Source organism: Propionicimonas sp., from assembly GCF_034927565.1.
Taxonomy (GTDB): Bacteria; Actinomycetota; Actinomycetes; order Propionibacteriales; family Propionibacteriaceae; genus Propionicimonas.
The window spans coordinates 1-22,427 of record NZ_JAYFPT010000101.1 but is presented as its reverse complement, the minus strand read 5'-3'; the positions used below and the strand labels follow the sequence as shown (position 1 = coordinate 22,427).

The 22,427-nt window shown below is 69.7% G+C and carries 16 protein-coding genes; 14 read left to right on the top strand and 2 right to left on the bottom strand.

From position 1 onward, the window contains the following. Nucleotides 1-111: 111 nt before the first annotated feature. On the top strand, nucleotides 112-1,875 hold the full coding sequence (locus VB080_RS14315; RefSeq protein WP_323419134.1) for a DEAD/DEAH box helicase: 1,764 nt from the start codon (nucleotides 112-114) through the stop codon (nucleotides 1,873-1,875). A gap of 218 nt (nucleotides 1,876-2,093) precedes the next feature. Beyond that, complete coding sequence (locus VB080_RS14310) at nucleotides 2,094-2,504, top strand: hypothetical protein (RefSeq protein ID WP_323419133.1); 411 nt, start codon at nucleotides 2,094-2,096, stop codon at nucleotides 2,502-2,504. A 98-nt stretch (nucleotides 2,505-2,602) separates the two neighbouring features. Here the strand turns inward: VB080_RS14310 and VB080_RS14305 are convergent, their stop codons facing one another. Both VB080_RS14305 and serC read right to left on the bottom strand, forming a co-directional pair. Next, nucleotides 2,603-3,772, bottom strand: coding sequence for a phosphoglycerate dehydrogenase (locus VB080_RS14305; protein ID WP_323419132.1), 1,170 nt, complete (start codon nucleotides 3,770-3,772; stop codon nucleotides 2,603-2,605). Nucleotides 3,773-3,780: 8 nt separating this feature from the next. Further along, nucleotides 3,781-4,863, bottom strand: coding sequence for a 3-phosphoserine/phosphohydroxythreonine transaminase (gene serC, locus VB080_RS14300; protein WP_323419131.1), 1,083 nt, complete (start codon nucleotides 4,861-4,863; stop codon nucleotides 3,781-3,783). A 108-nt stretch (nucleotides 4,864-4,971) separates the two neighbouring features. Here serC and hisI point away from each other — a divergent pair, with 108 nt between their 5' ends. The 12 genes from hisI (at nucleotide 4,972) to VB080_RS14240 (ending at nucleotide 22,365) form a co-directional block, all read left to right on the top strand. Beyond that, nucleotides 4,972-5,325, top strand: coding sequence for a phosphoribosyl-AMP cyclohydrolase (gene hisI, locus VB080_RS14295; RefSeq protein WP_323419130.1), 354 nt, complete (start codon nucleotides 4,972-4,974; stop codon nucleotides 5,323-5,325). Then, the gene (locus VB080_RS14290; protein WP_323419129.1) at nucleotides 5,322-6,857 is read left to right on the top strand and encodes an anthranilate synthase component I; all 1,536 of its coding nucleotides are present in this window, start codon (nucleotides 5,322-5,324) and stop codon (nucleotides 6,855-6,857) included. Before hisI ends, VB080_RS14290 begins: the two co-directional genes overlap by 4 nt. Nucleotides 6,858-6,952: 95 nt before the next feature. After that, entirely contained in the window at nucleotides 6,953-7,186 is a 234-nt protein-coding gene (locus VB080_RS14285; RefSeq protein ID WP_323419128.1) for an HGxxPAAW family protein, read from the top strand. Then, complete coding sequence (gene trpC, locus VB080_RS14280) at nucleotides 7,183-7,971, top strand: indole-3-glycerol phosphate synthase TrpC (RefSeq protein ID WP_323419127.1); 789 nt, start codon at nucleotides 7,183-7,185, stop codon at nucleotides 7,969-7,971. The genes VB080_RS14285 and trpC overlap by 4 nt, the downstream gene beginning before the upstream one ends. A gap of 60 nt (nucleotides 7,972-8,031) precedes the next feature. Beyond that, nucleotides 8,032-9,285: a tryptophan synthase subunit beta gene (gene trpB / locus VB080_RS14275; RefSeq protein ID WP_323419126.1), complete on the top strand. Its 1,254-nt coding sequence runs from the start codon at nucleotides 8,032-8,034 to the stop codon at nucleotides 9,283-9,285. After that, nucleotides 9,282-10,115, top strand: coding sequence for a tryptophan synthase subunit alpha (gene trpA / locus VB080_RS14270; protein ID WP_323419125.1), 834 nt, complete (start codon nucleotides 9,282-9,284; stop codon nucleotides 10,113-10,115). The genes trpB and trpA overlap by 4 nt, the downstream gene beginning before the upstream one ends. A gap of 42 nt (nucleotides 10,116-10,157) precedes the next feature. Next, nucleotides 10,158-11,117 (top strand): prolipoprotein diacylglyceryl transferase, encoded by a 960-nt coding sequence (gene lgt, locus VB080_RS14265; protein WP_323419124.1) that lies wholly within the window; start codon nucleotides 10,158-10,160, stop codon nucleotides 11,115-11,117. A 148-nt stretch (nucleotides 11,118-11,265) separates the two neighbouring features. Next, nucleotides 11,266-15,792, top strand: coding sequence for a glutamate synthase large subunit (gltB, locus tag VB080_RS14260; RefSeq protein WP_323419123.1), 4,527 nt, complete (start codon nucleotides 11,266-11,268; stop codon nucleotides 15,790-15,792). Further along, nucleotides 15,785-17,257, top strand: a complete 1,473-nt coding sequence (locus VB080_RS14255; RefSeq protein WP_323419122.1) for a glutamate synthase subunit beta — start codon at nucleotides 15,785-15,787, stop codon at nucleotides 17,255-17,257. The genes gltB and VB080_RS14255 overlap by 8 nt, the downstream gene beginning before the upstream one ends. Nucleotides 17,258-17,501: 244 nt before the next feature. Then, entirely contained in the window at nucleotides 17,502-17,756 is a 255-nt protein-coding gene (locus VB080_RS14250) for a hypothetical protein (protein WP_323419121.1), read from the top strand. 240 nt (nucleotides 17,757-17,996) lie between these two features. After that, nucleotides 17,997-20,801: an MSCRAMM family protein gene (locus tag VB080_RS14245; protein ID WP_323419120.1), complete on the top strand. Its 2,805-nt coding sequence runs from the start codon at nucleotides 17,997-17,999 to the stop codon at nucleotides 20,799-20,801. A 91-nt stretch (nucleotides 20,802-20,892) separates the two neighbouring features. Then, nucleotides 20,893-22,365 carry a SpaH/EbpB family LPXTG-anchored major pilin gene (locus tag VB080_RS14240; protein WP_323419119.1) on the top strand — a complete coding sequence of 491 codons (1,473 nt, stop codon included), beginning with the start codon at nucleotides 20,893-20,895 and terminating at the stop codon, nucleotides 22,363-22,365. Nucleotides 22,366-22,427: the final 62 nt, after the last annotated feature.

Below are 22,427 nucleotides of genomic sequence, written 5' to 3'. Positions count from 1 at the left end.
TGGGAGTCGTGACGACGTCGACAGGGCGGCGGCTCACTCCTCGGACACCCTGCCACTTCCCGGCGCGCCGCTACCGGATTGATGCCGACCCGGCGCTAGCCTCGGTCGCCCATGTCTGAATCGGTCGTCCACCCCAGTTGGCAACTCTCCCCGGCTTTCCCGGGACGGGCGGCCTGGGGGACGGCGTCCCGGCTGCGGGCCTGGCAGGAGGAGGCGCTGGCGCGGTACCGCGAGCTGGACGCCCAGGACTTCCTCGCCGTGGCGACGCCCGGTGCGGGCAAGACCACCTTCGCGCTGCGGGTGGCGTCCGAACTGCTGGCCGATCGCCGGGTCGAGCAGGTCATCGTGGTTGCGCCCACCGAGCATCTGAAGGTGCAGTGGGCCGAGGCAGCGGCGAAGGCCGGCATTCAGCTCGATCCGGGGCTGGGTGGCTCCCGCAAGGGCCGATCCCGGCAGTACCACGGCATGGTGGTGACCTATGCCGGGGTGGCAGTGCGTCCCTTCGCCTGGGAAGCGCTGACGGTTCGTGCCCGGACCCTGGTGATCTTCGATGAGCTCCATCACGCCGGCGACAACCTCAGTTGGGGGGATGCGGTGGCGCAGTCCTTCGCGCTGGCCACCCGGCGGCTGGGGCTGACCGGGACACCGTTCCGCTCCGACGCCACGCCGATTCCGTTCGTCCGCTATGCCGAGGAGGCCGACGGCACCCGGCGCTCGGTGGCCGACTACAGCTACGGCTATGCCGAAGCCCTGCGCGACCACGTCGTGCGCCCGGTGGTGTTCATGGCCTACGGCGGCGGGATGCGCTGGCGGACCAAGGCTGGCGACGAACTGGCTGCCGGGCTGGGGGAGCCACTGCCCAAGGACATCACCGCCCAGGCCTGGCGCACCGCGCTGGACCCGAAGGGGGAGTGGATCGCCGCCGTCCTGGCCTCGGCCGACACGCGGTTGACCGAGGTGCGCCGGCACCTGCCGGACGCCGGGGGGCTGGTGATCGCTTCCGACCAAAGACAGGCCCGCGCCTATGCGCGGGCTCTGGAAGGACTCACCGGCGAGAAGCCGGCGGTAGTGCTCAGCGACGACACCGGGTCGAGCCGGCGGATCGAGGAGTTCTCCTGTGGCGAGGATCGCTGGATGGTCGCCGTCCGGATGGTCTCCGAGGGAGTGGACGTGCCGCGGCTGGCGGTGGGCGTCTATGCCACGGCGGTGTCGACCCCGCTGTTCTTCGCCCAGGCGGTCGGACGGTTCGTCCGCAGCCGGCGGCGCGGCGAGCTGGCGACGGTCTTCCTGCCCACGGTGCCGATCCTGCTGGCCCACGCGGGTGCGCTGGAACGGCAGCGTGACCACGTCCTGGGCCGGCCAAAGCACGACGAGGACCTGTGGGCGCCCGAGGAGGCGCTGCTGGCCGAGGCCAACCGCTCCCGGGACACCGCCGACGCCGACGACGGCCAGTTCGAGGCACTGGAGTCGCAGGCGATCTTCGACCACGTGATGTTCGAGGCGCGGCAGTTCGGCATGAACGCGCTGCCCAGCAGCGACGATGAGGCCGACTACCTGGGCCTGCCGGGTCTGCTGGAGCCCGACCAGGTGGCCTCGCTGCTGGCCGAGCGGCAGCGCCGGCAACTGGCCCGTCATGCCCGGCAGGAGCGCCGCGAGCGGGTACCGGAGACGGTCAGCCTGCACCGGGCGCTGGAGACCCGCCGCAAGGAACTCAACTCACTGGTTTCCCAGCTTGCCCGGGTGAGGGGGATCCCGCACAGCCACGTCCACGCCGGCCTGCGCCGGGAAGCGGGCGGACCGCCCCTGGCGCAGGCCACCACCGAACAGATCGAGACGCGTATCGCCCTGGCGCGCCGCTGGCTGGCGGCGTCCTGATCAACCCGCCACAGGCTTGTCGGCTGGATGGTGGAGTTCCCAGAGCCGGAGTCGTTCGACTGGGCGGTTCGGGCCGCCAGCCGCAAAAAGCCGGCACACCCGGACATCCAGCCTTGTCACAGATGCAAATCTGTGCAGTCACCTGAGCATCTGTCTGCTCGGGAGGAGGGCTGTGGACAACTGAACCACCAAGCATCCTCCTGCCAAAAGTGGACGGCATGACGAACACCAACCTGCTCGACCAGCCCATCCACACCGCCGTCGACCTCCAGCTCTTCTGGCGCAAACTGATGAACCCGCTCGGGTTCGCGCAGCGCCGGCTCTACTTCGTCTTCCTCGACGACCAGCGCCGGGCGCTGAACCAACTGCACCAGATCGACGACCTACCCGAACATGCCGACGACGAGTTCGCCGACGCCCTGATGGCGGTCTTCTCCCACTTCACCGACCACTTCGACTTCGCCCTGCTGCTGGCCAGGCCCGGCGGGCACCCGATGGACGACACCGACCGGGCCTGGGCCCGTGCGCTGGTCGCCGCCGGCAGCCGCGGCGACATCAGGCTGGAACCGCTCCACCTGGCCAACGACAACAGCGTGCTGCCGTTCGCCAGCGATGACCTGATCGGCTAGCGCGGACTCGAGGCTTTGTCTCACCGGTGACACACCGGACGACCGTGTCGTCAGCGTGGTCACGCTGGCCGAACTGGCGGTGGGTCCGCAGGTTCCGCTCAGATCACCCGGGCGCTGAGCACTCCCTCGATCCCGCGAATCTGCGCGAGCAGCGCGTCCGGCACCTCGCCGTTGACATCCACCAGGGTGTAGGCCAGCTCGCCGCGCGACTTGTTCAGCAGGTCGGCGATGTTCAGCCCGGCAGCGGCGACCAGGGAGGAGATCTGGCCGACCATATTGGGCACGTTGGAGTTGGCGATCGCGATCCGGGTGGTGCCCTCGCCGCGCGGCAGCACGGCGTCGGGGAAGTTCACCGAGTTGGTGATGATGCCGTCCTCCAGATAGGCGCGCAGCTCAAGGGCGGCCATCCGGGCGGAGTTCTCCTCGGCCTCGTTCGTCGAGGCCCCCAGATGCGGCAACGTGACGACGTGAGGATGCCGGTTGAGTTCTGGGGTGGGGAAGTCGCAGACGTAGCCGCGCAACCGTCCGGCATCGATCGCCGCCACGACTGCGCCGGCGTCCACGATCGGGCCACGGGCGAAGTTGACCACGACGGCCGACTTCTTCATCAGCTCCAGTTCCCGGGCGCCGACCAGCCCGCGGGTGGCGTCCACCAGCGGAACGTGGACGGTCACGATGTCGGCCCGCTTCAACAGCTGCTCGAGGCTGGTGACGTGTTCGACGAAGGAGGACAACTTCCAGGCGTGTTCGACGGTGATCCCGGGGTCGTAGCCCATCACGCGCATCCCGAGGCCGGTGGCGGCGTTGGCCACCTCGACGCCGATCGCGCCCAGCCCGATCACGCCCAGCGTGCGGCCCGGCAACTCGAAACCGACGAAGTTCTTCTTGCCGGACTCGACCGCCTTGTCCATGCCTGCGGCGTCCCCGTCCAGCCGGTGCGCGAAGGCGGCGGCATCGATGATGTTCCGCGCGGCCAGGAAGATCGCGGCAATCACCAGCTCCTTGACAGCATTGGCGTTCGATCCCGGGGTGTTGAACACCGGAATGCCGCGGGCGGAGTACTCGGTGACCGGGATGTTGTTGGTCCCGGCGCCCGCCCGGGCCACCGCCCGGACCGACGGCGGGATCTCCACGCCGTGGAGGTTCGCCGAGCGCAGGATGAGGGCGTCGGGTGCCTCGACGTCGGAGCTGACGACGTAGTTCTCCCTGGGCAACTGGCTCAGGCCGGCGTGGCTGATCGCATTGAGGGTCTTGATGCTGAAGGTCATGGTGGTTCCTAGCCGTTGCGGCGTTCGAAGTCGGCCATGAAATCGATCAGGGCATTGACACCCTCGATCGGCATGGCGTTGTAGATGCTGGCGCGCATGCCACCGACACTGCGGTGACCGGCGAGATTGGTCAGCCCGGCGGCGGCCGCCTCGGCGACGAACGGCTTCTCCAGCGCCGGATCGGCGACCAGGAAGGGGACGTTCATCCAGGACCGCGCGTTCGGGGCCACCGGATTGCGGTAGAACGGCGAGTCATCGATCGCCGTATAGAGGGCGTCGGCCTTGGCCCGGTTGCGCTCGGCCATCGCGGTCAGGCCGCCGTTGCTCTTCACCCAGGCCAGGATCAGCCCGAGCAGGTAGATCGAGAAGGTGGGCGGGGTGTTCAGCATCGAATCCGACGCCGCCATCCCCGCGTACTCCAGCACCGCTGGCGTGGCCGACCGGGCATGGCCCAGCAGATCCTCCCGGACGATCACCACGCACAGCCCGGACGGCCCCATGTTCTTCTGGGCGCCGGCGTAGATCAGGCCGTAGCCGGAGACGTCGATCGGCCGCGACAGGATGGTGGAGGAGAAGTCCGCCACCAGGGGCACCTCTCCGCTGGCCGGAATGTGGTCGAACTCGACCCCGCCGATGGTCTCGTTGGGGGTGTAGTGCAGGTAGGCAGCCGCCGGGTTGACCTGGTAGCTGCCCGGGGCCGGGACGGTGGTGTAGTTGGACGCCTTCTCGTCAGCGATCACCTCGACCTGCAAACCCTGCCGCTTCGAGGCGGCGATCGCCTTGGTCGACCACTGGCCGGTGTTGAGGAAGTCGACGATCTCGCCGGGCTGGGTCAGGTTCAGCGGGATGGCGTCGAATTGGGCGCTGGCGCCACCCTGCAGGAAGAGCACCTTGTAGTCGTCCGGCACGCCCAGCACCTCGCGCAGCAGCGCCTCGGCCTGCGCAGCACAGGCCACGAAGGCCTTGCCGCGGTGCGACACCTCCATCACCGACATCCCGGAACCACCCCAGTCGGTGAGTTCGGATCGCGCCTGCTCGAGGACGGCGAGCGGGAGCATGGCGGGGCCGGCAGAGAAGTTGTACGCGCGCATGCGGCTCATTGTGGCAGAGCGGCAACCCCGTCACTCGCTCTGTTGATGAGATGGACGGCTCACCTTCTGGGACGACCGCCCTGGCGAGCGCCTGCCACAATGGCCTGCGTGACGCTATCCCTCGATCCCGCGATCTCGGCCCGGTTGACGCGCAACCCTGACGGCCTGGTCCCTGCCATCGTGCAGGAGGCCACCACCGGACAGGTGCTCATGCTTGCCTGGATGGACGACGAAGCGCTGCGGCGCACCCTGTCCACCCGCCGGGGCACCTACTGGTCGCGCAGCCGGCAGCAGTACTGGGTGAAGGGGGAGACCTCCGGGAACGTCCAGGCGGTGCGCGAGGTACGGCTGGACTGCGACGGCGACACCCTGCTGGTGAGCGTCGACCAGACCGGCCCGGCCTGCCACCTGGGCACCACCAGCTGTTTCGACGCCGACCTGCTGCTGGCGGAACAGGTATGACGGCCCGGCTACGAGTCGAGCCGGACGAGGCGGGCTTCATCGAGGCGGCGGCCGCCCGGCGGGTGGTCAGCGTCCACGCCCGGGTGCTGGGTGAGGAGTTCACCCCGATCGGGCTCTACCACCAGCTCTGCGGGCAACGTCCGGGCACCTTCCTGCTGGAATCGGCCGAGGGGGGAGTATGGGGCCGGTACTCCTTCATCGGGGTGAACAGCGCGGCCACCCTCAGTGTGCGCGACGGCCAGGCGGTCTGGAGCTGGGCCAGCCGACCGATTGCCGGACTCCCGGACGGCGGCGACCCGCTGCAGGTGCTGGCCGACACCCTCGACCTGCTGCACACCCCCGGTGACCCGGCCCTGCCGCCCCTGGTCTCCGGCATGGTCGGCTATCTGGGCTATGACGTCGTCCGGCGCCTGGAGCGGCTGCCGGACGCGAACCCCGACGACCTGGGCATCCCCGAACTGGGCATGCTGCTGGCCAGCGACGTGGCGGTGCTCGACCACCACACCGGTGAGGTGTGGCTGGTGGCCAACGCGATCAACTTCGACGGCCGTCCGGAACGGGCGGCCGAGGCCTACGCCGATGCGGTGGCCCGGGTGGCGGCCATGGTGACAGCCCTGCAGACATCGGTCGAGCCGCTGCTCGCGGTGGCTGATCCGGACCGGACCGCTCCGCTGGTGCGCCGGCAGCGCACCCCGGCCGAGTACCAGGCAGCGGTCGCGGCGGCCATCGAACAGATCAAGGCCGGCGAGGCCTTCCAGATCGTCCCCAGCCAGCGGTTCGAGCTGGACTGTCCCACCGACGCCCTGGATGTCTACCGGGTGCTGCGTCGACGCAACCCGAGCCCGTATCTGTACCTGCTGCGGATGCCCGGTTTCGCGATCGTCGGCTCCAGTCCGGAGGCGCTGGTGACGGTGTCGGACGGACGGGCGACCACTCATCCGATCGCCGGCACCCGGCCGCGCGGCGCCACCCCGGAGCTGGACGCCGGGCTGGAAGCCGAGCTGCTCGCCGACCCCAAGGAGGCTGCCGAGCATCTGATGCTGGTCGACCTGGGGCGCAACGACCTGGGCCGCGTCTGCCTCCCCGGCACCGTAACGGTGGTGGAGTTCATGAAGGTGCGCCGCTACAGCCACGTGATGCACCTGGAGGCGGCGGTGACCGGCACCCTGGCACCCGACCGGTCGGCGCTAGCCGCAACCCTCGCCTGCTTCCCGGCCGGCACTTTGTCGGGCGCCCCGAAGGTGCGGGCGATGGAGATCATCGACTCCCTGGAGGTGTCCCGCCGTGGGCTCTACGGCGGCGTGGTGGGCTATTTCGACTTCGCTGGCAACTCCGACACGGCCATCGCCATCCGGACCGCCCTGCTCAAGGACGGGCGGGCCTACGTGCAGGCGGGCGCCGGGGTGGTTGCGGATTCCGTCCCGGAGCGGGAGGATCAGGAGGCAGTGACCAAGGCAGCCACCGTGATCGACGCCGTCACGGAGGCCGCCAGGCTGTCGCGCCTGTCTGAACCTGACCTGAAGCTCCGCTAAGAAGTTCGGTCGTTTGATTGGCGAGACCGTCGACACGTGGTCAAGATGGGCCGGGTGCAGATCTGTCGCACCCACTACCAGTTGCTGGAGGAAACGTGATCGAAAGCGCTGAGCACACCACTCACACCGCGGGGGGGTTCCACCACCATGGGCGTACGCCCGCGGCCTGGGCAGGAAGCATCATCGCTGCCATCGCCTTCACCCTGGGTGCGGTCGCCGTCGTGATCAGCAACTGGAACCTGGTCTGGATCTCGGCCGTGCTGCTGGTGCTCGCCCTGGTGGTCGGCGGCGTGCTGCGGCGGATGGGGTACGGACAGCCCGGGGCATGACAGTCCTCGACCAGATCATCGCTGGGGTCCGCGAGGATCTGGCCCCTCGCCAGGCGGCTCGCCCGCTGCCCGACCTCGCCACCCTCGTCGACACGCTCGGGCCCACTCGCGACCCTCTGCCCGCGCTGGCCGCGCCGGGGCTGTCAGTGATCGCGGAGGTCAAGCGCTCCAGCCCCAGCAAGGGCCACCTGGCGGCGATCCCCGACCCCGCGGCACTGGCCGGCTCCTACCAGGCCGGCGGTGCCGCAGCGATCTCGGTGCTCACCGAGCAGCGCCGGTTCGGTGGCAGTCTGGCCGATCTGGAGGCCGCCCGCGGCGCGGTGTCGGTGCCGGTGCTGCGCAAGGACTTCGTGGTCACCGACTACCAGCTCTGGGAGGCCCGGGCCGCCGGTGCCGACCTCGTCCTGCTGATCGTGGCGGCGTTGACCGACGCCGAACTGCGCGGCTTCCTGGAACTGGCCACCAACCTGGGCCTCACCAGCCTGGTCGAGACCCACACCGCCGGCGAGCTGAGCCGGGCACTGGACGCGGGGGCGAGCCTGGTCGGGGTCAACAACCGCGACCTGAAGACCCTCGACGTCGACCTGGCGCGGTTCGAGGAGCTGGCCGGACTGGTGCCGTCCGGCGTGGTGAAGGTGGCCGAGTCCGGCATCCTCGGCCTGCCGGACGCCCAGCGGATGGTGGACGCCGGTGCCGACGCGGTGTTGGTGGGGGAGGCGCTGGTCTCCGACGGCGACCCCGAGCGGGCGGTCGCCGCGCTGCGCACCCTGCGTCCGGGTTCCTGACCTGCGCCGCCGGCGGCCCGGTTGCGGGCGTTGCCGGCAGGCTGCGCACAGTGGGGTTTAATGGGCGCTGTGAAACGATCCCCACTGCCCGACCCGACCGGGCACTTCGACAGCTTCGGCGGCAGCTACGTGCCGGAAGCGCTGATGGCCGCGCTGGCCCAACTCGACGCCGAGTTCACCAAGGCGATGGCGGATCCCGGCTTCTGGTCCCAGCTCGACGACCTGCGCCACAACTACGCCGGCCGCCCCACGCCGCTGTCGGAAGCGCCACGGTTCTCCGAACTCTGCGGCAACGCGAAGATCCTGCTGAAGCGTGAGGACCTCAACCACACCGGCTCGCACAAGATCAACAACGTGCTCGGCCAGGCCCTGCTGGCCGCCCGGATGGGCAAGACCCGGGTGATCGCCGAAACCGGCGCCGGGCAGCACGGGGTGGCCACCGCCACCGCCGCCGCCCTGCTCGGGATGACGTGCCGGGTCTACATGGGCCGGGTCGACACCGACCGGCAGGCGCTCAACGTGGCCCGGATGCAGCTGCTGGGCGCCGAGGTGGTGGCCGTCGAGTCCGGCAGCCAGACCCTCAAGGACGCGATGAACGAGGCCATGCGGGACTGGGTGGCCACGGTCGACAACACCCACTACCTGATCGGCACGGTTGCCGGCCCGCACCCCTTCCCGAAGCTGGTGCGGGAGTTCCAGCGGGTGATCAGCACCGAGATCGCCGAGCAGATCACCGCCCGCTACGGCCGGCTGCCGGACGCCGTCTGCGCCTGCGTCGGGGGCGGCTCGAACGCGCTGGGCAGCTTCGCCGACTTCATCGACACCCCCGAGGTGGCGCTCTACGGCTTCGAGGCCGGCGGTGACGGGGTGGAGACCGGACGGCACGCGTCCTCCATCACCGGCGGGTCGGTCGGGGTGCTGCACGGCATGCGCACCTACGTCCTGCAGGACGCCGACGGGCAGACGGTGGAGAGCCACTCGATCTCGGCCGGGCTCGACTACCCGGGCGTGGGCCCGGAGCACGCCTGGCTGGCGACCACCGGGCGAGCCAGCTACGAACCGGTGAACGACGACGAGGCGATGGTGGCCTTCGAGGCGCTGAGCAAGACCGAAGGGATCATTCCCGCCATCGAGTCCGCCCATGCCCTGGCCGGCGCCATGCGGCTGGGACGGCGGATCGCCGAGGCCGATCCGGATGCCGAACCGCTGATCGTGGTGTGCGTCTCCGGTCGTGGCGACAAGGACGTGGACACCGCCACGAGATGGTTCGGACTGACCGGGAAACCGGATCTGGCGACCGGGGGTGTGGCGTGAACACCGCAACCACCCAGGGCAACTCCGGCCTGGCGATCGCCGCCGCCCGGGCGGAGGGACGGGCGGCCCTGGTCGGCTACCTGCCGGTCGGCTACCCGAGCGTCCCGGGCTCGCTGGCCGCGCTGCGCGCACTGTGCGGGGACGGCGAGGGTCCCGGCGTCGATCTGGTCGAGATCGGCCTGCCCTACACCGACCCGATGATGGACGGCCCGGTGATCCAGCGGGCGGGCACCCGGGCGCTGGAGCGCGGGGTGCGCACCCGCGACGTCTTCGCCGCAGTCGAAGCCGTCCGGGCCGCCGGCAAACCCGCGGTGGTGATGACCTACTGGAACCTGGTCGACCGCTACGGGACCGACGCCTTCGCACGCGATCTGGCGGCGGCCGGTGGCGCCGGGTTGATCACACCCGATCTGGTCCCCGATGAGGCCGGCGACTGGCTGGCCGCCGCTGACGCCCATGGCCTGGACCGGGTCTTCCTGGTGGCGCCCTCGTCCTCCGACGCCCGGATCGTCTCCACCGCGGCCGCCTGCCGGGGATGGGTGTACGCCACCGCGGTGATGGGGGTGACCGGAACCCGGACCAGCGCGCCGAGCGCGGCACCTGCCCTGGTCGCCCGGTTGCGCACCCTGGCCCCCGACCTGCTGGTCGGCGTCGGCCTGGGTGTCAGCAACGGCGATCAGGCGGCCCAGATCGCCGGCTACGCCGACGCCGTGATCGTCGGATCGGCCTTCGTCAAGCAGTTGCTGGCCGCCGACGACGCCGGCACCCCCGACGACCTGACCGGGCTGCGGGCGGTCGTGGCCGACCTCGCCGCCGGCGTGCGACGCTGACCGGCCAGCCCCACCGGTGAACACACGAGAAGGAATGGCCCCGTGACGCTCTTCATCCCGAGCCCGTCGATCAGCGGTTTCTCGATCGGCCCGGTCACCATCCGGTTCTACGCCCTGTGCCTGATCGCCGGGATCGCCGCGGCCTGGTGGCTGGGGTCGAGGCGCTGGGTGGCCCGGGGCGGGAAGGCGGAGACCTTCGAGTGGGTGGTGCTGTGGGCGATCCCGTTCGGCATCATCGGCGCCCGGATCTACCACGTCCTGACCCACCTCGGCGACTACGTCGGGCCGGGGATCAACCCCTGGAGCGTGTTCTTCATCTGGGAGGGCGGGATAGCGATCTACGGCGCGATCGGCGGCGGTGCGCTGGCCGCCTGGTTCGCCTGCCGTGCCAAGGGCGCGAAGTTCGCCGCCCTGGCCGACTCGCTGGCTCCCGGGATCGCCATCGGGCAGGCCATGGGACGGTTCGGGAACTGGTTCAATCAGGAACTCTACGGCTGGCCGACCGACCTTCCCTGGGGCCTGGAGATCGACCCGGCGCACCGACTGGCGGGCTTCGAGCAGTATGCGACCTTCCACCCCACCTTCCTCTACGAGTCGATCTGGAACCTGCTGGTGGTCGCCACCCTGCTGTGGGCCGACCGGAGGTTCACCCTCGGTCGCGGCAAGGTGTTCGCGCTCTACATCGCGCTCTACGGTTTCGGGCGGTTCTTCACCGAGGGCATCCGGCTCGACTTCTCCTACGACACTTTCGGACCGATCCGGTTCAACCAATTCGTCGCGGGGCTGATCTGCCTGGCCGGCATCCTCCTGCTGGTCTGGCTGGTCAGGTTCCGTCCCGGCCGAGAGGAGACCGTCGAGCCGGTCGACCTGCCGGAAGCGCCGCAGGACGGGGCCGCCGCCGCGACCGGATCCGACCCTGAACCGGCCCCGGACGGCGACGAACCGGAGCCCGCCCGGCCGTCCGGCGACGACACTTCGCCAGCAGAATCGTCCGCAAGCTGAGATACTTGTCTCACTGGACTTGACCCCTACCCTCGGTAGGAGGGTGCGTCCAGCATGCAGGGGTCGCGAACCCGACTGTCCTGGTCAGGTACGCTCCCTGTGCATTTCGGACGTGATGACGACGCTGCAGAACAGTGGGGAGTGATAGATGACGGTGCTCAACAGCCGGCCTGCCGAGGGACTCTACGATCCCGCCTACGAACACGACGCCTGTGGCGTTGCCTTCGTCGCGAACCTCAAGGGTGAGGCCCGCCATGACATCGTCGCCAAAGGAATCACAGCTCTGGAGAACCTCGACCACCGCGGCGCCACCGGTGCCGATGCCGCCGCCGGTGACGGCGCTGGCATGCTGCTCCAGGTGCCCGACCGCTTCCTGCGCGAGGTGGTCGACTTCGACCTGCCCGACCCCGGCCACTACGCCATGGGTATGGCCTTCCTGCCCACCGACCCGCAGAAGCGGGCCTCGGCCAAGCGCACCATCGAGTTCCTGGCCGTCGAGGAGAACCTCGTCATCCACGGCTGGCGGCAGGTGCCGACCGACGACTCCACGCTGAGCCCGATCTCGCGGGCAGCCATGCCGCAGTTCGAGCAGTGCTTCGTCTCCGCCCCGGACGGCCAGGCGGGGATCGACCTCGACCGGCTGGTGTACCCGCTGCGGCAGCGGGCACGCAGCGAGGCCGGGGTGTACTTCGCATCCCTGTCCGCCCGGACCACCGTCTACAAGGGCATGCTCACCACCCAGCAACTGGCCGAGGTCTTCCCCGACCTGCTGGACGAGCGGGTCGAGAGTGCCCTGTCCCTGGTGCACTCCCGGTTCTCCACCAACACCTGGCCGGCCTGGGAGCTCTCACACCCCTACCGGCTGATCGCCCACAATGGCGAGATCAACACCGTCAAGGGCAACCGCAACTGGATGCGTGCCCGCGAGGCGCTGCTGGCCACCGACCTGATCCCGGGCGACCTGACCCGGATCTTCCCGATCTGCACCCCGGGCGGCTCGGATTCGGCCTCCTTCGACGAGGTGCTGGAATTGCTGCACCTGGGCGGGCGCAGCCTGCCGCACGCCGTGCTGATGATGATCCCGGAGGCGTGGGAGAACCACGCCGAGATGGATCCGGCCCGCCGTGACTTCTACGACTTCCACTCCTCGCTGATGGAGCCCTGGGACGGCCCGGCGGACGTCGCGTTCACCGACGGCACCGTGATCGGCGCCGTCCTGGACCGCAACGGGTTGCGGCCCGGCCGCTACTGGGTGACCGCCGACGGGCTGGTGGTCTTCGCCTCCGAGGCCGGCGTGCTGGACATCCCGACCTCGGAGGTGGTGCAGAAGGGCCGGCTCAAGCCCGGCCGCATGCTGCTGGCCGATCTCGACCAGCACCGGTTGATCGACGATGACGAGATCAAGGCCTCGCTGGCCTCCGCCCAGCCCTACCGGGCGTGGATCGAGGCCGGCCGGGTCGATCTGGAAGAGCTTCCCGAACGACAGCATGTCGTCCACAGCCACGCTTCGGTGGTCCGCCGCCAGCAGGTCTTCGGTTACACCCACGAGGAGTTGCAGCTGATCGTGGCGCCGATGGCCAACAACGGCGCCGAACCGATCGGCTCGATGGGCTCCGACACACCGGTGGCGGTGCTGAGCGACCGGCCCCGGCTGCTGTTCGACTACTTCACCGAGATCTTCGCCCAGGTCACCAACCCCCCACTGGATGCGATCCGCGAGGAACTGGTGACCTCGCTGAAGTGCACCTTCGGCCCGGAGGGCAACCTGCTGGTTGGTGGCCCGCAGTCCTGCCGGCAGATCGTGATCAGCTACCCGATCCTCGACTCCGATGCGCTGGCCAAGCTGGTGCGGATCAACCGGGACGGCACCATGCCGGGCTTCGAGGCGCACGTCGTCCGGGGGCTGTACGACGTCGAGGGCGGCGGTGAGGCGTTGAGGGCCAAGCTCGACGAACTGTGCGCCGAGGCCAGCGAGGCGATCGCCCGGGGCTGCCGGACGATCATCCTGTCCGATCGGCACTCCAACGCGGAGCTGGCGCCGATCCCGTCCCTGCTGCTGACCGCGGCGATCCACCACCACCTGGTACGCGAGAAGACCCGCACCCAGGTCGGCCTGATCGTCGAGGCCGGCGACGTCCGCGAGGTGCACCACGTCGCCCTGCTGATCGGCTACGGTGCAGCCGCGGTCAACCCCTACCTGGCCTTCGAGAGCGCCGAGGACCTGGCCAGCCGGGAGTGGCTGGTCGACGTCGAGCCCGAGCAGGCGGTGTACAACGTGCGCAAGGCGCTCGGCAAGGGCGTGCTGAAGGTGATGAGCAAGATGGGCGTCTCGACCATCGCCTCCTACACCGGCGCGCAGATCTTCGAGGCGCTGGGGCTGTCGTCCGAACTGGTGGCCACCTACTTCACCGGCACCACCAGCCGGATCGAGGGCATCGGCCTGGACGAGATCGCCGCCGAGGTGGCCAGGCGTCATGCCAGGGCCTATCCGCCCAGCGGCATCAAGCTGCCGCACCGGACGCTGGACGGCGGCGGGGAGTACAAGTGGCGCCGCGAGGGCCCGCCCCACCTGTTCGACCCCGAGACTGTCTTCCGGCTGCAGCACTCGACCCGGCAGAAGCGCTACGACATCTTCAAGCAGTACACCGCGCGGGTGAACGACCAGTCGAGGCGGTTGATGACCCTGCGCGGTCTGCTCGACTTCACCGCCGACCGCCAGCCCGTGCCGATTGAGGAGGTCGAGCCGGTCAGCGCGATCGTCAAACGGTTCTCCACCGGCGCGATGAGCTACGGCTCGATCAGCCGCGAGGCCCACGAGACGCTGGCGATCGCGATGAACCGGCTGGGCGGCAAGTCCAACACCGGCGAGGGCGGCGAGGATCCCGAACGGCTGCACGACCCGGTGCGGCGCAGCGCGATCAAGCAGGTGGCGTCCGGACGGTTCGGGGTCACCAGCGACTACCTGACCAATGCCGACGACATCCAGATCAAGATGGCCCAGGGTGCCAAGCCCGGCGAGGGCGGGCAGCTGCCCGGCCAGAAGGTCTACCCGTGGGTGGCCAAGACCCGGCACTCGACGCCAGGGGTCGGCCTGATCAGCCCGCCGCCGCACCACGACATCTACTCGATCGAGGATCTCAAGCAGTTGATCCACGACCTGAAGTGTGCCAACCCGAGCGCCCGGATCCACGTCAAGCTGGTGGCCGAGGTCGGGGTCGGGACGGTGGCTGCGGGCGTCGCGAAGGCGAAGTCCGACGTGGTGCTGATCTCCGGCCACGACGGCGGCACCGGAGCAGCCCCGCTGACCTCGCTGAAGCATGCCGGCGGGCCCTGGGAACTCGGCCTGGCCGAGACCCAGCAGACCCTGCTGTTGAACGGCCTGCGGGACCGGATCGTGGTGCAGGTGGACGGCCAGTTGAAGACCGGCCGGGACGTCGTGATCGGCGCCCTGCTGGGGGCCGAGGAGTTCGGCTTCGCGACCGCGCCGCTGGTGGTCTCGGGCTGCGTCATGATGCGGGTCTGCCACCTCGACACCTGTCCGGTGGGGGTCGCCACCCAGAACCCGGAACTGCGGGAGAAGTTCTCCGGCGACCCCGAGTTCGTGGTCAACTTCTTCGAGTTCATCGCCGAGGAGGTGCGTGAGATCCTCGCCTCGCTCGGCTTCCGCTCGATCGAGGAGGCCGTCGGCCATGTCGAGGTGCTGCGGACCAGGGACGCGGTCGCGCACTGGAAGGCCCAGGGTCTCGACCTGGAGCCGATCCTGCATCGCGTCGAGTTGCCCCAGGGCGCGGTGCTGCACCGGGTGGTCGCCCAGGACCACGGCCTGGAGGACAAGCTCGACACCCAGCTGCTGACGATCGCCGAACCTGCGCTGACCAGGGGAGAGCTGGTGCGGGCCGACCTCACCGTCCGCAATGTCGACCGGACCGTCGGCACCATCCTCGGTCACCACGTCACCCGGGCGACCGGTGGGGAGGGGCTGCCGGAGAACACCATCGACCTCACGCTGCGCGGCACTGCCGGGCAGAGCTTCGGCGCGTTCCTGCCGCGCGGAGTGACCCTGCGGCTGGTGGGGGACAGCAACGACTACTTCGGCAAGGGCCTGTCCGGGGGGCGGCTGACGGTCCGTCCACCGCAGGACGCGCCGTTCGCGGCCGAGGAGCAGATCATCGCCGGCAATGTGATCGGCTACGGTGCGACCAGCGGAGAACTGTTCCTCCGCGGGCAGGTGGGTGAGCGCTTCTGCGTCCGCAACTCCGGCGCCACCGCGGTGGTCGAGGGAGTCGGCGACCACGCCTGCGAGTACATGACCGGCGGCGAGGCGCTGATCCTCGGTCCGACCGGCCGCAACCTGGCGGCCGGCATGTCCGGCGGCGTGGCCTGGGTGCTCGACCTGGTACCGGGCCGGCTCAACACCGAACTGGTTGACGCCTATCCGGCGACCGGTACCGACCTGGTCCGGATCCGCGAACTGCTGGCCAAACACGCCGAGGAGACCGGTTCGACCGTCGCTGCGGGCCTGCACGAACTGCCGGACGAGGAGTTGGCCGGCCGGTTCACCACGGTGATGCCGCGGGACTATGCCCGGGTGCTGAAGGCGCGGGTCGAGGCGGAATCGGCTGGCCTGGAGCCCGATGAGATCGTGAAGGTGATGATGGAGGCCGCTCATGGCTGACCCCCGTGGCTTCATGACCACCCCGCGCCAGGTCGCCGAACGTCGACCGGTCAACGAACGGGTGGCGGACTGGAACGAGGTCTACCCGGGCACGCCCGGACGTGCCGTGCTGCCGATCATCTCCCAGCAGGCCGGCCGCTGCATGGACTGCGGCATCCCGTTCTGCCACTCCGGCTGCCCGCTGGGCAACCTGATCCCGGAGTGGAACGACATGGTCTGGCGGGACGACTGGCGCGGCGCGCTCGACCGGCTGCACGCCACCAACAACTTCCCCGAGTTCACCGGCCGGCTCTGCCCGGCCCCCTGCGAGACCGCCTGTGTGGTGGGAATCAACCGGGAGCCGGTGACCATCAAGAACGTCGAGGTGGCGATCATCGACCGCGCCTGGGACGACAGCAGGGTGACAGCCCAGACTCCGGAATGGCACTCCGGCAAGACGGTGGCAGTGGTGGGCTCCGGTCCGTCCGGGCTGGCGGTGGCCCAGCAGCTCACCCGCGCCGGTCACACGGTGGTGGTGTACGAGCGGGCGGACGCGATCGGCGGCCTGCTGCGCTACGGCATCCCGGAGTTCAAGATGGAGAAGAAGGTTCTCGACCGCCGGCTGAAGCAGATGCGGCTGGAGGGCACCGTCTTCAAGGCCGGGGTGAACATCGGCGCCGAGATCACCGGCGAGCAACTGGTCGAGCGGTTCGACGCAGTGGTGCTGGCGATCGGCGCGACCGCTGCCCGCGAACTGCCGATCCCCGGTCGTGAACTGGCCGGCGTCCACCAGGCGATGGAGTACCTTCCCCAGGCCAACCGGGCAGCTCTCGGCCAGGAGGTCGAGGGTCAGATCCTGGCCACCGGCAAGGACGTGGTGATCATCGGCGGTGGCGACACCGGCGCTGACTGTCTCGGTACCGCGCTGCGGCAGGGCGCCCGCTCGGTGACCCAGCTGGAGATCATGCCGACGCCGCCGGCCGACCGTCCGGTCAACCAGCCCTGGCCGACCTACCCGATGATCTACCGGGTGGCCTCGGCCCACGAGGAGGGCGGCGAACGGCTGTACTCGGTCTCGACCGCCGAGTTCGTAGCCGACGGGGCAGGAACTGTCGCGGGGCTGCGGATCAGCGAGGTCGCGATGGCGAACGGCCGGTTCGAGCCGGTCGCCGGCACCGAACGGGTGATCCCGGCCCAACTCGTCCTGCTCGCGATGGGCTTCACCGGCCCACAGCGCGAGGGCCTGGTCGAACAGCTGGGTGTGAGCCTGGACGCCCGCGGCACCATCGCTCGTGACGAGGCCTTCGCCACCGACGTCCCCGGTGTCTACGTCTGCGGTGACGCCGGACGGGGCCAGTCGCTGATCGTCTGGGCGATCGCCGAGGGCAGGGCCTGCGCCAACGAGGTGGACAGCTTCCTGCAGGGCGAGGCCTCGCCGCTGCCGAAGCCGATCCTGCCGACCGATCGTCCTCTGATGGCCGGCTGAGGCTGCCGGCCCGGCACACGCGGCCGTCACGGACCTGCTGCCGCGTCAGGCTCGCTTCGGGCTTGCGCGGCAGGTATGCTCCGGGTTGGTACTTCGTCTGTGGGGGACGGTACCTCGTCTGGGGAGACGAGACATATCAGGGGGGAAAGTGCCTGCGCCACTTCTGCGCAATCATCGCGCCACGTCCGCAACCGCGTCGAACAACCAACTCCGGCCGGGGTTGCGCTGGGTACAGGGAGCCGTCATGGCTGTGCTGGCCGCCGGCCTCACGGTCACCGCCTTGCAGTTGGCACGTGCTGAGGAACCCGTCCAGCCGGTGCCTGCTGCCACCTCGTCCGCGCCCGGGGCGATCGAGCAGCCGCTCGCAGCCGAGCAGCCGGAGGTGGACGACGAACAATTGCCCACCGCACAGGAGAGCGATAGTGCCGACCCGCAGGTCGACGATGCCGGGCATCCGGTGGCGATCGACGTGGCGGTGGAAGACGTGGCCGAGGACTAGAAGGTCCGCCTGCTGGCCGCTGTGGCGCCGACAGGTGAGACGGAGTATCGCCATCTGCTGATATCCGCTGGCGGATCTCGACCGGAACCTATAACGTACGTAAAAGTGCTCGTCCACGGTGGGCGGGGGGGATTGCCCGAGAGGGACGAGACTGTGCCGTCTTTGAGTAGGCACGGTGGTGTTGGCGCGCCATCGTGCTGCCCGCATCGTCGTCTGGCGTGGGTGTGCCTGGCAGTCGTGATGGCGTTCCTGGGCGCGACGACGCCCGCCCTCGCCGACGACGACGGCACCGTCGCTGCCAGTACGCCGGCGAGCGACCTGCAGCAGGCTTCCGCCGAACCAGAGCCGACAACCGCTGCGGATCCGATCAGCATTTCGAACCCGGACGCGGCTGCCGGTGAGGCAGCCGGCGAGGACGTCGTCCCGGTCTCGGCAGCGACCACGCAGCCGGCGCTGGAACCGGACTCACCCGTGGTGGTGGACCAGACCGATGCTGACGAGCTCAGCGAGCCGCAGCCGGAAGCCAGCCAGGTGAGCGAGCCGGCCAGCCAGAGCCCGGCGGCAGCGGTGAACACCCTGGCCATCACCCCACTGGCGGCGGGGGATCCAACCTGCTCCTACGCGGACGCCGGCACCGGGGTGTACGCCCGCACGCTGTGCTGGCTCAACTTCGATGGCCTGACCACCGAGTACACCGACCGCGGCACAGGCACCAACCCACGGTATGTCGCGGTGCTGGGAGCCGCCTACGGCTCCGCAACCGCTGCGACCAACCTCCACTCCTTTGGCGGGAAGTACTACGGACCGATCACCGGCTATCCGGTCACCATCAGCTTCGGCAGCGGCTACACCTTCACCGCGAAGCTGACGATCACGGCCGCGAACGGCGCCCGCGGACTCGGCGTCACGGCGGTCGGTTTCCCGGCCTGGGCCGATGGCGGGTTCCTCGGCCAGTCCGGTCACTACACCGGCGTCGGTGGCAAGCCCGCGCTCTACCAGGCAATCACCACCACCGGGACCACGTCTTTCAGAACCACGACCGTCACCCTGAGCGACATCAAACTCGCCAAAGCAAGCACCGTCGTGACCGACTATTCGGTGGTGGTGGCCGACGCCGAGTCCACCGACAGCGGTGAGTCGATTTCCTGGACCAGCACCGGCAGCCCCGGCTTCCGGTGGGTACCCAATGACCCGGTGGCCTGGGCAGCGGCGACGACCAACACGGCCCGCAAGACCGCTGCGGTCGGCACCGTCGCTTGCTCGGGCTCAGCCGCAAACCTGTTTCCGGCCGGCACGGTGACCGCGCCCAGCTGCACGAACGCGGGTGGGGGCACCACCAGCAACGGTCCGATGCTGGAGATCTCGCCGACCAGTACGACCTCAAGCTTCTCGGTCACACAGACCATGGTTGGCAACGGCCTGCAGGGGGTTGCCTTCGGCGTGGTCCTGGCCGGGGTTCAGGTGACGGTGGATGTCGCCGACCGGATCGTGGACTCCACCGGCGCCGCCACCGATCCGACGAACTTCACCGGGACCTTCCTGCGGTCCGCGACCGAGACCGCCACGGCGCAGACCGGGACCACGGCCCTGACCGCAACAACCAGCCCGTGGTACCTGCCGGTCTCGGTCAGCACCGCCGCGCAGCTCACCCTCAGCACGACCGCCACCGGAACGGCGGCCTCGAGTTCCTACAGTCCGGCGTGGGTGTGCCTGCGATCAGACCGAAACACCCTGCTGGAAACCCGCTGGCCCACGACCGGTTCGAGCGCGACGCCACCGACGGGCACTGCGGCACAGCTGCTGCACGGCTCTTACCTGGACTGCACCGTCAGCTACACCCCGCCCTATCTGAGCCTGGTCAAACAGGTCTCCAACACCGGGACGGCAGCCACCCACACTGCCGCTGACTTCACGCTGAGTGCCACAGGTACGGTCTCCACGATCACCGGCGCGGGAAACACCGCCGCGGCGGTCACGAAGCGGCCGGTCGCCGTGGGTTCCTACACCCTCACCGAGACCGCTCCCAGCGGTGGAACCGCCTGGCCGGGCGGCTACACCTGGTCGGGCCTGGCCTGCAGCGGTGGGACACCGACGGTCACGACGGACCCGGCCACCACTGCGGTGACCTCTGCGGCGGTGCAGGTGACCCAGGGAGCGGTCGCCGCCTGTACCTACACGAACCGGGCCAACCCGCGTCCGGCGACCGTGACCATCGCCAAGCAGGTGCAGGACGTGACCGGCAACAACCCGCAGCCTGCGGGCGGCTGGACGGTCGGGGCGACGCTGGAGAACCCGACTGCGGGAACCACCATCTCCACACCGGCGACCGCGTCCACCCAGGCCACGACCGGACAGGTCGCGAATCCGTGGACGGTACGGTTCCCGCCCGGCAACGGCACCGCGGACGTGCGGATCCAGGAAAGCTCCCAGACCGGGTACACCTTTGTCGCCAGCACCTGCGTGATCACCGGCACCGCTGGCACGACGAGGACGCAGAACCTGACCGCGGCGAGTGCGGTGATGACCGGGCTGGCCCCCGGCGAGGCCGCGGCCTGCACCTTTGTGAACCGGCCACAGCCCGGCACCGTCAGCTGGCAGAAGGCCGACGCGTCGGCCGGGGCGCAGCGACTGGCCGGATCGGAATGGCGGATCATCGGGCCGTCCCCGGCCACCACCACGGTCGCGGTGACCGACTGCGTCGCCGCCGACGCCGCGGCCTGCACCGGGGCGGACCAGGACCCGGCCGCCGGCGTCTTCCAGGTGACCGGCCTGGCGTGGGGCAGCTACGAACTCGTCGAGACGAAGGCCCCTGCGGGCTACCTGCTGGACCAGACCCCGCACCCCTTCACCATCAGTGCTGAGGCGTTGACCCAGAACTTTGGCACACCGTTCCAGAACCAGTCGCAGACGGCTCCGATCCTGCCGTTCACCGGCGGCCTGGGGCGGGACTTCTACACCCTGCTCGGGCTCGCCATCAGCGGCCTGGCAGGCCTCACCTACGGCATCTGGCGGACCAGAACCCGACGACGGGCCACGGTCGAATGAGAACGCCGGCGCGAACCGAACATCTACCCAACCACAGACTCACCCTCGGGGGACCGGACTGCCGGCAGAGGGCAGAAAGAAAGGGACGTCAATGAACATCACCATGACGCCGCTGCAGCGCTTCGCTGCCGGCGCCGCAGCCCTGGCGCTGGCAGCCATCGGGGCGGTCAGCACCGCTACCCCGGCGAACGCGGCGCCCGGGCCCGGACAGTCCGGAGCCCCTGACACGGGCTCGCTGATCGTGCACAAGCGTGCCGGGGTGCAGGGCGGCGCCACCACCGCGCTGGCCGACGTGACCTTCTCCCTCCAGCGGGTGGGGGTCTGGACCGGCGGCAGCTGCGTGGCCATCGACCTGACCACGACGGCAGGCTGGACGGCTGCCCAGGCCGCCAACGGCACCAACCCGGCAGCACCGGTCAGCCCGGCCAGCGAGGGCGCGTTCTGCGCCTCGGGCGCCGCCACCGACGGGAAGACGAACGCCAGTGGGGAGTACACCTTCGGCAACCTGGCGCTCGGCCTCTACTACGTGGCCGAGACCGATGCCCCGGCCAACGTGGTGGAGCGCTCGGTGCCGTTCTACGTGACCGTCCCGTATCCCAGCGGCACGGCGTCCAACTGGCTGTACAACGTCGACGTCTACCCGAAGAACGCCGTTGCCGACCGTCCTGTCAAGACGATCTCCAGCCAGCCGAGCAGTCTGGTGGTCGGCTCCACCGTGCAGTGGACGATCACCCAGACAATCCCGTCCCTCACCAGTACCACCGCTTCCTTCACCGAGGCCTCGGTGACCGACGCGCTGGACTCCCGGCTGAGCCTTTCCGGCGCTCCGGTGGTCACGATCGGCTCCCCGAACGGTGCGCAGCTGACGGCAGCTGACTACACCGTCAGCGGTGCGGTGACCATCACGTTCACCGGTACGGGTCTGGCCAAGCTCACCGCCAACCAGACAAAGACGCTCACGGTCACGCTGACGACCACGGTGGGCAGTGTCGGTAACGGCTCGATCCCGAACAACGGCGCAGCGGTGAGCTTCAACGGAAAGCCGCAGACGCCTGCCGCGGTCCCGTACAGCTACTGGGGCCAGCTCACGGTGACCAAGGTCGACGCCTCTGACGACACCATCCTGCTGAGCGGCGCCAGGTTCGCCCTCCACGAGAAGGGTGCCGGCACCTGCCCGGCAACCCCGACCGGGAACGTGGTCGCCACCGGCACCAGCAACGCCACCGGCGTGGTGCAGTGGGACAGTTCGGCTCCAGCCTCCCCGCTGGGCCTGTGGATCGCGAACTCCGACACCCCGGCACCGGACTCCGCCAAGGACTACTGCCTCTACGAGACCCAGGCTCCGTCGGGCTACGTCCGGATCACCGACCCGTGGACGGTGACGCTGGAGGCGACCGACGGGGGCGTGGCGGTCGCGGTGACCGCCGAGAACCAGGCGGCCATCGGCCCTGACCTGCCGCTGACCGGCGCCCAGGGAACCCTGCTGTTCACCCTGGCCGGCCTGGCGCTGGTCGCCCTGGCGACAGGTGGGCTGCTGGTCCGCCGAGCCCGGGCCAACCACTGACCGGTCGTCGGCACCGTGGTGGGTGGGCACCTGTCACACCTGCCCACCCACCACGACGAGGG